General features: G+C 71.8%; 15 protein-coding genes. 6 read left to right on the top strand and 9 right to left on the bottom strand.

Annotation, left to right across the window (positions count from 1 at the left end; all coding sequences use genetic code 11):
- Positions 1 to 21: 21 nt before the first annotated feature.
- The gene (locus tag CRP27_RS16830) at positions 22 to 498 is read right to left on the bottom strand and encodes a MarR family winged helix-turn-helix transcriptional regulator (protein ID WP_097181762.1); all 477 of its coding nucleotides are present in this window, start codon (positions 496 to 498) and stop codon (positions 22 to 24) included.
- A 136-nt stretch (positions 499 to 634) separates the two neighbouring features.
- On the opposite strand from CRP27_RS16830, the gene CRP27_RS16825 reads away from it, so the two are divergent.
- A complete protein-coding gene (locus CRP27_RS16825) occupies positions 635 to 4,216 on the top strand; it encodes a bifunctional proline dehydrogenase/L-glutamate gamma-semialdehyde dehydrogenase (RefSeq protein WP_097181761.1) in 3,582 nt (1,193 codons plus the stop codon).
- Entirely contained in the window at positions 4,209 to 4,937 is a 729-nt protein-coding gene (locus CRP27_RS16820) for a tyrosine-protein phosphatase (protein WP_097181760.1), read from the top strand. Before CRP27_RS16825 ends, CRP27_RS16820 begins: the two co-directional genes overlap by 8 nt.
- Positions 4,938 to 4,983: 46 nt before the next feature.
- Here CRP27_RS16820 and CRP27_RS18045 read toward each other — a convergent pair whose 3' ends face one another.
- Positions 4,984 to 5,181, bottom strand: coding sequence for a hypothetical protein (locus tag CRP27_RS18045; RefSeq protein WP_141399800.1), 198 nt, complete (start codon positions 5,179 to 5,181; stop codon positions 4,984 to 4,986).
- Positions 5,182 to 5,421: 240 nt separating this feature from the next.
- On the opposite strand from CRP27_RS18045, the gene CRP27_RS16815 reads away from it, so the two are divergent.
- Positions 5,422 to 6,159, top strand: a complete 738-nt coding sequence (locus CRP27_RS16815) for an Abi family protein (RefSeq protein WP_141399799.1) — start codon at positions 5,422 to 5,424, stop codon at positions 6,157 to 6,159.
- On the opposite strand, the gene CRP27_RS16810 is transcribed toward CRP27_RS16815, so the two are convergent.
- The 3 genes from CRP27_RS16810 to CRP27_RS16800 all read right to left on the bottom strand — a co-directional run bounded on the left by CRP27_RS16810 (position 6,104) and on the right by CRP27_RS16800 (position 8,079).
- A complete protein-coding gene (locus tag CRP27_RS16810) occupies positions 6,104 to 6,649 on the bottom strand; it encodes a dihydrofolate reductase family protein (RefSeq protein ID WP_097181758.1) in 546 nt (181 codons plus the stop codon). The two genes, CRP27_RS16815 and CRP27_RS16810, sit on opposite strands and share 56 nt — an antisense overlap.
- Positions 6,650 to 6,724: 75 nt before the next feature.
- Positions 6,725 to 7,030 (bottom strand): hypothetical protein, encoded by a 306-nt coding sequence (locus CRP27_RS16805; protein WP_097181757.1) that lies wholly within the window; start codon positions 7,028 to 7,030, stop codon positions 6,725 to 6,727.
- A gap of 44 nt (positions 7,031 to 7,074) precedes the next feature.
- Complete coding sequence (locus tag CRP27_RS16800; protein ID WP_097181756.1) at positions 7,075 to 8,079, bottom strand: SDR family oxidoreductase; 1,005 nt, start codon at positions 8,077 to 8,079, stop codon at positions 7,075 to 7,077.
- Positions 8,080 to 8,170: 91 nt separating this feature from the next.
- Between CRP27_RS16800 and CRP27_RS16795 the strand changes: the two genes are divergently transcribed.
- Positions 8,171 to 8,785, top strand: a complete 615-nt coding sequence (locus CRP27_RS16795; RefSeq protein ID WP_097181755.1) for a hypothetical protein — start codon at positions 8,171 to 8,173, stop codon at positions 8,783 to 8,785.
- A gap of 14 nt (positions 8,786 to 8,799) precedes the next feature.
- Here CRP27_RS16795 and CRP27_RS16790 read toward each other — a convergent pair whose 3' ends face one another.
- Genes CRP27_RS16790 through CRP27_RS16775 form a run of 4 tightly spaced genes read right to left on the bottom strand, consistent with a single transcriptional unit; the run spans position 8,800 to position 11,228 of the window.
- Complete coding sequence (locus tag CRP27_RS16790; RefSeq protein WP_097181754.1) at positions 8,800 to 9,564, bottom strand: YqjF family protein; 765 nt, start codon at positions 9,562 to 9,564, stop codon at positions 8,800 to 8,802.
- Positions 9,561 to 10,394, bottom strand: a complete 834-nt coding sequence (locus CRP27_RS16785) for a nitroreductase family protein (protein ID WP_097181753.1) — start codon at positions 10,392 to 10,394, stop codon at positions 9,561 to 9,563. The genes CRP27_RS16790 and CRP27_RS16785 overlap by 4 nt, the downstream gene beginning before the upstream one ends.
- A 17-nt stretch (positions 10,395 to 10,411) precedes the next feature.
- The gene (locus CRP27_RS16780) at positions 10,412 to 10,780 is read right to left on the bottom strand and encodes a hypothetical protein (protein ID WP_097181752.1); all 369 of its coding nucleotides are present in this window, start codon (positions 10,778 to 10,780) and stop codon (positions 10,412 to 10,414) included.
- A gap of 10 nt (positions 10,781 to 10,790) precedes the next feature.
- Positions 10,791 to 11,228 carry an Lrp/AsnC family transcriptional regulator gene (locus CRP27_RS16775; RefSeq protein ID WP_071293350.1) on the bottom strand — a complete coding sequence of 146 codons (438 nt, stop codon included), beginning with the start codon at positions 11,226 to 11,228 and terminating at the stop codon, positions 10,791 to 10,793.
- Positions 11,229 to 11,473: 245 nt separating this feature from the next.
- Here CRP27_RS16775 and ddaH point away from each other — a divergent pair, with 245 nt between their 5' ends.
- Both ddaH and rocD read left to right on the top strand, forming a co-directional pair.
- On the top strand, positions 11,474 to 12,364 hold the full coding sequence (gene ddaH, locus CRP27_RS16770; protein WP_097181751.1) for a dimethylargininase: 891 nt from the start codon (positions 11,474 to 11,476) through the stop codon (positions 12,362 to 12,364).
- Positions 12,364 to 13,584, top strand: a complete 1,221-nt coding sequence (gene rocD / locus CRP27_RS16765; RefSeq protein ID WP_097181750.1) for an ornithine--oxo-acid transaminase — start codon at positions 12,364 to 12,366, stop codon at positions 13,582 to 13,584. Before ddaH ends, rocD begins: the two co-directional genes overlap by 1 nt.
- Positions 13,585 to 13,649 lie beyond the last annotated feature (65 nt).

The following is a 13,649-nucleotide window of genomic DNA, read 5'->3' as shown; positions in this document are numbered from 1 at the left end:
GGGGCCTTCGTCGTCGTGGTGTCAGCCGGCGGCGTCCGTCTCCGGCTCGTCGGGGCCGATGGCGTCCTGGACGCGCGCGCTGACGGACCGCAGCGTCTCGGCGTCGGTCCCCACGGGCCTCCAGAACAGGTCCTCGAGCGCACCCGTGTGCGCACGGATGCCGGCGAGCACCGCGCGACGACCGTCGCGGGTCATCTCGACCCAGCTGCCGCGGCCGTCCGTCGGGCAGTCCGCCCGCTCCACCAGCCCGCGCGCGACCATGCGCGTGACCTGGTGGCTCACCCGGGACTTCTCCCACCCGATGCCCGCGGCGATGTCGCGCACACGCAACCGGTGCTCCGGTTCGCGGTGGAGCCCGATGAGGATCTCGAACTCCGGTATCGAGATCCCGGCCCCCTGCTGCACCGCGTGGTCCAGCGCTCGGTCGAGTCGTCGCCACACGTCGTGGTAGGCGTCCCACGTGGCCCAGTCGTGGCCTCCGGCCCCCTCGTTCGGCATTGCGCCAGCGTATCCACCTCGGACCCGTTCGCCGCGATGATCATCCGCTCGGATGACCGGGTCCCGCCCAGACGACTCGGTGTGCGCACACGGCTCGCTCCGAGGTGGAGTCGGTGGCGAGGCCTACGATCGGAGCATGCCGAGCGCCCGACTGCAGGACTGCACCGACGACGCCGTCGCCCTCGTGCGGCGGTGGCTGGCGGCGTCCGCCGGGGCGAAGCCGGACGCCGGTGCCGCCCGTCTCGCGGGCGTCCTCCGCGACGAGCAGGGGCTCGACTTCACTCGGGGGTTCGTCGACAAGGTCATCCGGCCGGAAGACCCGCGGGTCGCCGCACGGAACCTCGAGCAGGTCAGCCGGGACGTCCCGGACTTCCTCGCCTGGTACCTCCGCGGTGCGGTGACGCTCGGCGGCGGTTTCGCGACGATGGCCCCGTGGGCGGTCGTCCCCACGGCGCGGAAGATCCTGCGACGCATGACCGGGCACCTCGTCATCGACGCGACGCCCGCGAAGCTCGGACCCGCGCTCGCCAAGGTCGGCGGGCCCGGCACCCGGCTCAACGTGAACCTCCTCGGTGAGGCCGTGCTCGGCAGCGCTGAGAGCGACCGGCGGCTGCAGGGGACGATGGACCTGCTCGCGCGCGACGACGTCGACCACGTGTCGATCAAGGTGAGCTCGGTCGTCCCGCAGATGTCGATGTGGGCCTTCGACCAGACCGTCGAGCGCGTGGTGGACCGACTCGTGCCGCTCTACCGGCTGGCGGCGTCCGGGCCGGCGTCCGGCCGCCCGGCGAAGTTCATCAACCTCGACATGGAGGAGTACCGCGACCTCGACGTCACGCTCGCCGTGTTCCGCGCGTTGCTCGACCGCGACGAGTTCCTCGGCCTCGAGGCCGGCATCGTCCTGCAGGCGTACCTGCCCGATGCGGCCGGTGCGCTGGAGTCCCTGACCTCGTGGGCGCAGGAGCGGCGTGCACGGGGCGGTGCACCGATCAAGGTCCGGCTCGTCAAGGGCGCCAACCTCGCGATGGAGCGGGTCGACGCGATCCTGCACGAGTGGCCGCTCGCGACGTGGGGTTCGAAGCAGGAGACCGACACCGCGTACCTCCGGATGCTCGACGCCGCGCTGACGCCCGAGCGGATCGACGCGGTGCGCATCGGCGTCGCCGGGCACAACCTGTTCGACCTCGCCACCGCGTGGGTGCTCGCCCAACGCCGCGGGGTCACCGACGGGATCGACGTCGAGATGCTCCTCGGCATGGCCTCGACCCACGCCGACGCTGTCCGTGCGGACGTCGGGCAGGTGCTGCTCTACACGCCGGTCGTGCAGCCGGACCAGTTCGACTCCGCGATCGCGTACCTCGCCCGTCGGCTGCAGGAGAGCGCGAGCCCCGAGAACTTCATCGCGAGCGCCGCGGAGATCGACCACGACGAGAGCGTCTTCGAACGGGAGCACGGCCGGTGGCTCGCCTCGGTCCGGGCGCTCGACGCCGCAGAGCCGGTCCCCGCCACGAACCGCACGCAGGACCGCAGCGCGCCGCTCGGGGAACCCGTGCACCGGGACGCCTTCGCGAACGTCCCGGACACCGACCCAGCACTCGCGGCCAACCGCGAGTGGGCGCTCGACGTGCTCCGCCGGGTGCCGCGGTCGCAGCTCGGCGCGCAGACGATCCGCGGCGCGAAGGTCGCCGACCGCTCCAAGCTCGAGCGCATCGTCGCCCGCACCGCGCAGGCCGGCGTGAACTGGGGCCGGCAGGACCCGTCCGACCGCGCCGAGCTCCTCGACCTCATCGCCCACGAGCTCGAGACCCGGCGGGCCGACCTCATCGAGGTGATGGCGGCGGAGACTGGCAAGACCCTGTCCGAGGCCGACGCCGAGGTCAGCGAGGCGATCGACTTCGCGCACCACTACGCCGAGAGCGCGAGGCACCTCGCCGTGCTCGACGGCGACGGCGCGCGCTACGTCCCGCCGCGGCTGACCGTGGTCGTCCCGCCGTGGAACTTCCCCGTGGCGATCCCCGCCGGTGGTGTGCTGGCTGCTCTCGCCGCGGGCAGCGGGGTCGTCCTCAAGCCCGCGCCGGAGGCGAAGCGGTGCGGCGCCCTGCTCGCCGACGTGCTCTGGGACGCCGGTGTGCCGCACTCCCTGCTGCAGCTCGTCGACCTCGACGAGGACGAACTCGGCCGTGACCTCATCGCGCACCCCGCCGTCGACCGCATCATCCTGACGGGCTCCGCCGACACCGCACGGTCCTTCCGCTGGTGGCGTGCCGGCCTGCCGCTGACCGCCGAGACGAGCGGCAAGAACGCGATCGTCGTCACGCCCAGCGCCGACCTCGACCTCGCCGTGCAGGACATCGTGCAGTCGGCCTTCGGGCACGCCGGGCAGAAGTGCTCCGCCGCGTCCCTGGTGATCCTGGTCGGCTCCGTCGGCGACAGTGAGCGCTTCCGCCGGCAGCTCGTCGACGCGACGCGCACGCTCCGGGTCGCCTGGCCGGACGACCCGACCGCGCAGATGGGGCCGGTCATCGCCGAGCCCGAGGGCAAGCTCCGGAGCGGCCTCACGGAGCTCGGACCGGGCGAGTCCTGGCTCGTGCAGCCGGTGCCCCTCGACGACTCTGGACGGCTCTGGTCACCCGGCATCCGTGACGGCGTCCGGCCGGGCAGCGACTTCCACCAGACCGAGTACTTCGGTCCGGTGCTCGGCATCGTGCGCGCCGAGACCCTCGAGCAGGCCATCGCGATCCAGAACGGCACGGACTACGGACTGACGGCGGGCATCCACTCGCTCGACACCGACGAGGTCGCGGACTGGATCGCCGGTGTCCAGGCCGGCAACCTGTACGTCAACCGCGGCATCACCGGGGCGATCGTCCGTCGCCAGCCCTTCGGCGGCTGGAAGCGCTCGGCCGTCGGCACGGGCACGAAGGCCGGCGGGTCCATGTACGTCGCGACCCTCGGCCGGTGGCAGCCGATCCCGCGCACCGTGCACAAGAGCATCCAGCTGCACGGGCTGCCGCCGCGGGTCACCGCGGTGATCGAGGCAGCACGCAGCGGACTCTCGTTCGAGGAGTTCGACCAGGTCCGTGCGGGCGCGCTCAGCGACGTCCGCGCGCGGGCGACGGAGTTCGGCGTCTCGCACGACCCCTCTGCGCTCGTGGTGCAGCGGAACGTGCTGCGCTGGCGCCCGCAGTCCGTGATCGTGCGGCAGGCCGAGGGGGCCACGACCGGTGACCTCGTCCGTGTCCTGGTCGCCGCGACCGCGGCACGAGCCCATGTCCTGCTGAGCAGCGCTCGGCCGCTCCCCGGACCACTGACGCAGCTGCTCGCGTCCAGCCGCTCCCCGCTCGACGTCGTCGACCACCTGGTCGAGTCCGACGAGGAGTTCCTGCGCCGGGCGGCGTCCGGCGAGGTCTTCCGAGCGTCCTGGACCAACGGCGAGGACGACACGCAGGACGCGCTCGAGACCGTGCTCTCCCAGGGGCAGGAGCCGCCCGCGCACACGGCGTTCGGTGGACCTGGTGCGCGCATCCGGCTCGTCGGCGGGGATCCCCTCGCCCTCGAGGAAGCCCTCGGCGCGAGCGTCGACGTGGCGATCCACGACGCCCCCGTCGTCGAGGCCGGGATCATCGAGATGCTGCCGTTCCTGCGCGAGCAGGCGGTGTCGATCACGGCGCACCGGTTCGGCGACCTGGACCCCGACCTCTCGGAGCTGCATGTCTGACGACCGGACCCTGCACGCCGACGGCCTGTTCAACGGCCGCGACCTGGGCGGCCTCCCGCTGAAGGGCGGTGGGTCGACCCCGCCCCGTCGCGTGTTCCGGTCGGAGAGCGTCGACCGACTGACGGCCGACGGCTGGCAGGCACTCCACGACGCCGGCATCCGGACGATCGTGGACCTGCGGGCGCCGTCCGAGACCGCGAAGGACTCCGGCGCGCGTCCGGACTGGCTCACCACCGTGGTGATCGACCACGACGGGCTCGACGACGCCCCGTCGTTCTGGTCGGCCTACTGGGAGACCGGCCTGGTCGGCACCCCGTTGTACTACGGACCGCACCTCGACGAGCTCCCGGAACGGACCGGGTCCGCGTTGCGGGCGATCGCCCGCGCCGAACCGGGCGGAGTCCTGTTCCACTGCGCCGGCGGGCGGGACCGCACCGGCATCATCGCGCTCGCGCTCCTGAAGATCGCGGGCGTCGAACCCGAGTCGATCGTCGCGGACTACCTCGTCACGGTCGACAACGCGCCGGCGCTGCTTGCCTCGATCGGCGTCCCGTCGAACGAGGCGAAGATCGAGGCCCTGTGCGCCGAGCACGGCACCACGGTGGAGGGCGCCTTCCGCGCGGCGCTCGACGGGTTCGACCCGGTGCGCTTCGTCGAGCGGTCCGGTCTCGACGACGCCGACCTGGAGGCACTGCGCACGTTCCGCGCGGACGTCGCCTGACCGGTCGGTACGGCCCGGCAGGACGCCGCGGCACCGATCCGCTGGTTCAGTCCTCGGTGTCGCCGGCTTCCTCGTCCTCGACACCCGTCTCGTCCATGCGGTCGCGGAGGTGGTCGGCCATCGCGCCGGCTCCCTCGCCCGCGTGGTCATGGTCGACCTGTTCGATGAGGCCGTGCAGCTTCTCGTGGTTCGTGGCCTCGGTGGCGCCGTCCATGACGGGCTCGGTCTGTTCGTGATCGCTCATGTCGCGGACGCTACGCCGTGGCGCATGGGCGTCTCGCCCACGATGTCCGCCGCATGCCCGGGAACACCAAAGGGAGTGCGAACTCGCACTCCCTTTGACGCCTCCGCACGGAGGGACGATCTGCCTTGGGCGACGCACTCGACCACTACTCCAGAGCCTGTGACGCCGCGTACTCCTCGGCTTGCATGTGAGATGCTACCAGGTGTTGCCGACGTCGTGATCGGTCGGAGGGGATGATCGATGCTGCGACAGTTGGACGAGGCCGAGAAGGCCCGACTCCGTGCCGTGTTCGATGCGATGCCCTTCGAACGCATGCGGGTGTACCTCGACGCGAGCGACCGCAACCCGTACGAAGCGCTGGCCCTCTACGACCAGAACTCGAAGGTGTCGGCCGCGCTGTTCGAGACGGTCGGTCACTTCGAGATCCACTTCCGGAACAGTCTGGACGCCGCGCTGCGGAGCCGACACGACTTCAAGCGGAGATCCGGCGACTGGTTGGACGACGGGCACGGAGAGCTCAGCGACCGCGCGCTCGAGGCGATCAACCGGGCTCGCGCCGACGCGATCCGCAACCGCCGGAGCGGTCACGGCGATCACGTGAGCGGACGCGGGCACGTCATCGCGGAACTCAACTTCTCCTTCTGGCGACGGCTCATCGACAGGAGGTACGAGCGCACCCACGGAAGCGCAGTCATGCGCCTGTACCCCGAACTCCGGAAGCTCGGGCGCAACAACGCCGACATGGAGCCGCTCCGGGTGCTCGTGGAGCCGATCTACTCGCTGCGGAACCGGATCGCCCACCACGAGCCGGTCTGGCGACAGAGCGCCACCCGTCGACGAGACGACATGGTGCAGGTGATCGGCCAGACGAGCCCGGAGCTCGCGAGCTGGGTGCGGTCGACCTGCCGTCTCGACACGTTGGTCAAGGCCGCGGGGGTCGCGCCGAGCGGTAGTGCAGCTCGACCGCTCCACCGCTGAACGTGGTGGTCCCCACCAGCTCGTAGACCGGCGTCGGCGCGGCCACCGGCAGCAGGGGCGATCCGGCGCCGAGCGCGATCGGCATCACCGTCACCCGGAGTTCGTCGAGCAGTCCGGCCTGCTGGTACTGGGCCGCGAGCAGGCCGCCCCCGACGACCCACACGTCGCGCTCGCCGGCCGCACGTTCGACGACGGCCTGGTGGTCTGCGACCGATCCGGACACGAAGTGCACCTCGGCGCCGTCCGCCACGGGCAGGTCGCGCGTCGTGAACACCCAGGTCGGCAGGTCCGGGTACGCCCAGGTGTCGTCGTGGGCGAGCAGCCACTCGTAGGTGGTCGACCCCATCACGATCGCGCCGACGCCCGCGAAGAAGCGGTCGTGGTGCTCCTGGAACGGCTCGAAGCCGAACTGCAGCAGCCAGTCGAGGTCGTCACCGGGGGCGGCCACGAACCCGTCGAGGGAGGAGGCGACGGAGGAGGTCGTGTTCATGCGCGCGACGGTACCGGGGGCGTCCGACACGGCGACGGGCGTCCGATGCGGCGACGCGTGTCGGACGGCGTCGGGTCAGCCGCGGCGCCGACCGGTCCCGACCGCGGTGACCTCGGCGATCGTCAGCGCGACGGCGATCCCGACCTGTCCGAGCGCGAAGGCCCGCCGCCGGGGGTCGAGGACGGCGAGCGGCACCATGGTCGCACCGTGCACGGCGTCGACCACCGCGCTGAGCGTGTGCGCCTCGGCGCGCTGCGATCGACCGACCAGGGCGGCCTGTGCGACCTGCCGGACGGCGAGCACCGAGTCGAGCACCGGCTGCTTCCCCCGTGTGGCACGCACAGCGTGACCGACACCGACGGCCAGGCGCAGGACCTCCACGAGTGAACCTGCGTCGGTGCGCGCTCCGAGCCTGCGTCGTGCGGTCATCGCCGACGGCCGGCCGCCACCGCCGCTGCGCCGACGGCCCCCGCAGCGCCGAGGAGCGCGCCGAGCAGACCGTTGCCGAGTCGGCGGTGCTCCACCCACCAGGTCTGGGGCGACCACCCGTGCGCCGCGTCGTCGAACACCCCGTGGGCGCCGTGGTCGCCGGGGACCGGTTCGTAGAGGTTGTCGCCGAGTTGTTCGCCGTCCTTCGCGGCGTTCTGCTGCCCGGACACCAGGGTCTTCGCCGCGTACCAGTCCGCGAACCCACCGCTGATCCGGTTGCCCAGGATCGTGTAGACCGTCGACTCGCCGACCCACGTGCGACGCCGCGGCCGCTCCGCGACGGTGGCGATTGCTCGGGCGCCGACCTCCGGCTGGTAGATCGGCGCGACCGGCTGCGGGTGGTGCGGCAACTTCGACTTCACCCACTGGAACTGGATCGTGTTGAGCGCCGGCATGTCCACTCGGGACACCCGGACGCGGCTGCCCTGCTCGAGGAGCTCGGACACCACCGCCTCGGTGAAGCCGACGATCGCGTGCTTCGCCCCGCAGTAGGCGGCCTGCAGGGGGATCCCACGGAACCCCAGTGCGGATCCGACCTGGATCACCTGGCCACGATCGCGCGGGACCATCCGTGACAGCGCCGCGCGCGTCCCGTTCACGAACCCGAGGTACGTGACGTGCAGGGCACGCTCGAAGTCCTCCGGCGCGGTGTCGAGGAACTTCCCGAAGACCCCCACCATCACGCCGTTCACCCACAGGTCGATCGGTCCGAGTTCCTGCTCGACCCGGTCCGCCGCTGCTTCGACGGCGTCTCGGTCGGAGACGTCGGCGACGAGCGCGAGCCCGCGTCGTCCGGCGGCCTCGACCTCGGCGACGGCGGCATCGACCCCGTCCCGTCCCCGGGCGAGGACGGCGACGTCCCAGCCCCGGGCAGCGAGCTCCCGCACCGTCGCTCGTCCCAGTCCTGCCGATCCGCCGGTCACCACAGCCACTCGTGTCATGAACCCAGTTGTACGCACGCGGTGGGCGGCGCCCCACAGCCCTTGTCCCCCGGGATCGACGGAGGAGGTCAGGGCCGAGCATGATTGCCGAGTGGAGACCCGAGGCCCCGAGACCGACGACCTCGCCGAGGCGCCGCCCGGCTGGGTCCTCCGCACGCCGACACGGTGGCGGGAGATCTGGCCCGTCCCGGTCCTGAGCGTGCTCCTCGCCGCCGTGGAGGTCCTCGGCGGCATCGGGTTCGGGGGTGTGTTCGCCCTGGTCGTCGGGCTGACGGCCGCCGCACTCACCACCGCCGGCGCCGTGGCGCTGTTCGTGGCGAGCTGGCGTGCCTACGACGAGCAGACCCTCGAGGCCTCCTGGCGCGGTCACGTCACCAGCGTCCTGGTCGCGGTGACGATCGGGGGCGTGGTCGCGATAGCCACCCTGCTGGTCGGTCTGCCGTTCGGCGTGCTGTTCGGGATCGTGGGGCTTCCCCTGACGCTCAGTTCTGCGCGCGCGGTGCCCCGCTTCGACCACCTCGCGGTCATGTGGGCCTTCGGGGTGGTCGGCGCGATGTGCGCGACCCTCGCCGTCATCGGGCTCACCGTCGACGACGTCTCGAGTGTCCAGCGCGCCTCCTGGGTTGCCGGCGGCGTCTTCGCGCTGTTCTCGGTGGTGGTCGTCGTCCACCAGTCCCGGGCCGCCGCCCGCGCACCCCGCCGGTAGTCCCGGGGCGAGGATCAGCGCCCGAGCCCGAACCGGGTCACGACCCCGGGGGAGTACAGCACCGAGTCCGGCGCGAGCTCGGTCAGCGCGAACGGCAGCCCGGCGGCCCCGACCAGGTCGTCCCGCAGCGACACCACCGAGGCCCGGTGCAACGGCCACGACTCGTGCTCGTTCGGCCAGAAGCGCGTCCGGCCGAGCCGGTGCACGTGCATGCCCCACCGTGCCGTGAGGAACGTCTCGAGTGCCGTCGGCTCGGCGATCGGCGGCCCGGTGTGCACGTCGACCAGGGAGCGCAGGTGGGTCCCGTGTCGACGGACCGCGTAGGCGACCCGGTCCGTCGCGGGCCGTCGCTGCTGCGCCACCGCCCACTTGTACGGCAGCCCGGTCGCCACGCGTGCGCCGACCGTCGGGGCGAGCTTGCCCGCGTCGAGCGACAGGAACACGACTCCGTGCTGCCCGCGGTCGTCGACGGTGTAGACGCGCACGTTCACCTCGATGAAGTCCCCGACGCGGCCGACGGAGACCGGTGGGAAGCGCGTGTCCGAGAACCGGAACGCGATGAGGCCGACCCAGGTGGTCGCGCCGTCGTCGACGCCGTCGACGCCGAGGGTGTCCGGCCGCGTGCCCGCCGGCAGCAGCGGGGCCACCGCCGACACGTCGACGCGCCAGTGCACGAAGACGACGTCGCGCCACGCCTGTTCGATCCAGGGGCGTCCGGTCAGGCCGGGGGCGACTGCCGGGAGGCGCGGTGCGGCCCCGGTGGGCGGCGTGGCGGTCACGGGGTGGTCGCCTCCGGGGCGATGTGCCCCGCCACGGGCGCGTCGTCCCACCCCTGCTGCGGGGTGTCGCAGGTCCCGCGGAACACGTACTGCGACGGGCGCTTCCGTTCGCTCGAGGTCCAGTCGATGGCGGGACGCCGGCGCTCGGGTGGCAGGTACCCGATCCGGTAGACGGCCATCAGCTCGAGCGACTCGGGGACGCGGAGCAGGCCCTCGATCTCCGCCCACGCGCCCGGGGTCTCCATCGGGAAGGACACGAACTGGATCCCGAGGCCGAGCTCGGTGGTGGCGAGCCAGATGTTCTCCATCGCCGCACCCATGCTGAACACCGAGTAGAAGCCCGAGAGCTCCTCCTTCCGGTACTCGTGCCGGTCGAGCATCACACCGAGCAGCAGCGGCGACCCGGCCACGAGCCGCCGGTTCTCCTCGCCGAGCGTGTGCGGCACCCGGAGCGTGTTCATCAGGAGCTGCCCCCGCTTCGTGAACACCTGCTTCGTGAACGGCTTGAGCGGTCCGGGGAGCTTGTCGAACAGCATGCCGTCGCGCCGCTCGTCCATCTCGGCCTGCGAGAACCGGAAGTACGGACGGTACCGCTCGAAGAACGTGCCCTCGGCCATGGTCCTGGTCATCGACGAGCCGCTGATCTCGGCGACGCGGTCGATCGTGTCCCGTTCCTCGACGAGCACGAACCGCCACGGCTGGCTGTTGAGCTGCGACGGCGCCCGCCCCGCCAGCTCCATGAGCAGTCGCTGGTGCTCCTCGGAGACCGGATCGGGCAGGAACGCCCCGTTGGTCGTGCGCCGCCGTCGGATCGCCTCGAAGAGCTCCACTGCTGTCCTCCCCGCGGTCAGCGCCGGAACAGCACCGCCCCCAGGTAGGACGGCGCAGCGGCGACCGCGACTCTCCAGTGTGCTCCCGAGCGCGGGTTCGTGCGTGGGGCGACCGCGAGCGGCACGAGCGCGGGCAGCAGGAAGAGTGCCGACCGGTCGCGGGTCCACACCGGGGTGGTCGCGGCGACACCCGTCAGCGTGGCGGTCACGACGAACAGGCCGTGGTGGACGACCCGGAGCTTCTTCGTCCGGATCAGCCGGACCGCCACGGCGGTGCCCCAGGCGCAGTTCGCGACGTAGGCGAGGCCCGCAGCGGTGACCAGCCGGCGGGCCGTGCGCGACCGCGCGGGAGGTGATCCGTGCCTCCAGGCCGCCGTCCGTCCCATGTGCGGAACGCTACGCGGTCTCGCGACTGACCAGCTTGGAGAGCACGATCGCGGAACGCGTGTGGTCGACCTGCGGAGCGAGGCGGACCTTGTCGAGCGCTTCCTCGAGGGCGGAGAGGTCCTTGGACCGCATGTGCACGACGGCATCGGCGCTGCCCGTGACCGTGCCGGCGTCGATGACCTCGGGGACGGTGTCGAGCAGGGAGCGCAGTTCGTCGGGGGAGACCGTGCCGCGGCAGTAGAGCTCCACCCAGGCCTCGGTGCCGCGGTCCTCCACGGCGGGGTCGACCTTGATCGTGAAGCCCTGGATCACCCCGTCGCCGACGAGCCGGTCGACGCGGCGCTTCACGGCGGAGGCCGAGAGTCCGACCACCGACCCGATGTCGCCGTAGCCGGCGCGGGCGTTCTCCCGGAGCTGGTCCAGGATGCGGTGGTCGAGCGAATCCATTGGACCCATGCTACGCGGAGTTGTTGCACGAGCGGCGGGGTCTGCGCACGAAACGTGCGCGCCCCGAACGGGTGTCACGGTGTTTCGCGCCCGGTTGCTGCACCCGCTGGACGGTTCTGTCTAGACTCGTCAGCGGCGTCGACCTGGTCCGCTACGGCGAGTGAGCCTGCATCTCGCCGGAGCACTTCACCCCGTTCCGTTTCGGTTCCTGGCAGGCTCGGGCCCCGGTCCCTCCAGGAGGACTGATGTCGAACACCGCACCCTCGACCACCGACGCACCGACCCGTACCGCGACCAAGCGGACGATCCTGATGTGCAAGCCGGACTTCTACACGGTGAGCTACCGGATCAACCCGTGGATGCACCCCGAGGACCCGACCGACACGTCGAAGGCCGTCCAGCAGTGGCAGTCGCTCGTCGACGTCTACGAGGGACTCGGCTTCGACATCTCCTACATCGACCCGATCGACGGCCTGCCCGACATGGTCTACGCGGCCAACGGCGGGTTCGTGCTCGACGGCATCGCGTACGGCGCGAAGTTCCAGTACCCCGAGCGCCAGCCCGAGGGCCCCGCGTACATGGAGTGGTTCGCCGCGAACGGCCTGACCGTCGCCGAACCCGAGCAGACCAACGAGGGCGAGGGCGACTTCCTGCTCGTCGGGAACACCATCTTCGCCGGCACCGGCTTCCGCTCCGACAGCACCTCGCACGAGGAACTCGCCGGCATCTACGGCCGCGAGGTCGTCACGCTCAAGCTGGTCAACCCGAACTTCTACCACCTGGACACCGCGATCGCCGTGCTCGACCCGGAGCCCGCCGCCGACGGAACGTCGAACATCGCGTACCTCGAGAGCGCGTTCGACGAGCCCTCGCTGGCCATCCTGCGCGAGCGCTTCCCGGACGCGATCATCGCGACCGAGGAGGACGCCTCGATCCTCGGGCTGAACTCGTACTCCGACGGGTACAACGTCGTGATCGCGTCGCGCGCGACCACGTTCGCGTCGCAGCTCCGGGCCAAGGGCTACAACCCGATCGGCGTCGACCTGTCCGAGCTCCTGCTCGGCGGCGGCGGCGTGAAGTGCTGCACGCTCGACCTGCACCCCGTCGGCACCGGCAACTCGGTGGCACGGTCCTGATGAGCGCCGCTCTCGGGACGGCGACCGCTGCGGCGCTCGCCGTCGAGGACGGCTCGCTGGCGCACAACTACAGCCCCCTGCCCGTCGTCATCGCCTCGGGCTCCGGGGCGTGGGTGACCGACGTCGACGGCAAGCGCTACCTGGACGGCCTCGCCGCGTACTCCGCCGTGAACTTCGGCCACGGCAACCCGCGGCTGCTCGACGCCGCCCGCGCACAGCTCGACCGGGTCACGCTGACGTCGCGCGCGTTCGTGAACGACCAGCTCGGGCCGTTCGCCGCGTCGCTCGCCGCGCTGACGGACACCCAGCTGGTGCTCCCGATGAACACCGGCGCCGAGGCCGTCGAGTCCGCGATCAAGGTCTCCCGTGCCTGGGGCTACCGGGTGAAGGGGGTCCCCGCGGGGCAGGCGACGATCGTCGTCGCGTCCGGGAACTTCCACGGCAGGACCACGACCATCGTGTCGTTCTCGGACGACCCCGTGGCGCACGACGACTTCGGGCCGTACACGCCCGGCTTCCGCACGGTGCCGTACGGCGACGCCGCTGCCCTGCGGGAGGCGATGGACGAGACCGTCGTGGCCGTGCTGCTCGAGCCGATCCAGGGCGAGGGCGGCGTGGTCATCCCGCCGGCTTCCTACCTCGGGGACGTCCGTGCGGTCTGCGACGAGTTCGGCGCGCTGTTCGTCGCCGACGAGATCCAGTCCGGGCTCGGGCGCACCGGCCACACCCTGGCGGTGCAGCGCGTCGGGGTCCGACCCGACCTGATCACCCTCGGCAAGGCCCTCGGTGGCGGCATCGTCCCGGTGTCCGCCGTGGTGGGCTCGCGTGACGTCCTGGGCGTGCTGCGTCCCGGTGAGCACGGTTCGACCTTCGGCGGCAACCCGCTCGCGGCGGCCGTCGGATCCGAGGTCGTGGCGATGCTCGGGGAGGGCACGTTCCAGCAGCGGGCCCTCGAGGGCGAACCGCTGCTGCGCGGGCTGCTCGACGACCTGCTCGGGAAGGGGGTCGTCTCGCACCGCGTCGCCGGACTCTGGGCCGGGATCGACATCGACCCTGCGCTCGGCACGGGCAAGCAGATCTCGCAGGACCTCGCCGACCGGGGCGTGCTCGTGAAGGACACCCACGGGTCGACGATCCGGTTCGCGCCGCCGCTCGTCGTGACCGACGACGAGATCCGCCTGGCGATCGGCACGCTGTCCGAGGTGCTCGCCGCGCGGTGAGGCCGCTCGTCGACTGAGCAGGAATCGTCGGGTCCGATCACGGCACCCGACGATTCCTGCTCGGT

The organism is Curtobacterium sp. 314Chir4.1, from assembly GCF_900215175.1.
GTDB lineage: Bacteria > Actinomycetota > Actinomycetes > Actinomycetales > Microbacteriaceae > Curtobacterium > Curtobacterium pusillum_A.
This window is presented reverse-complemented; position numbering and strand designations above follow the sequence as displayed.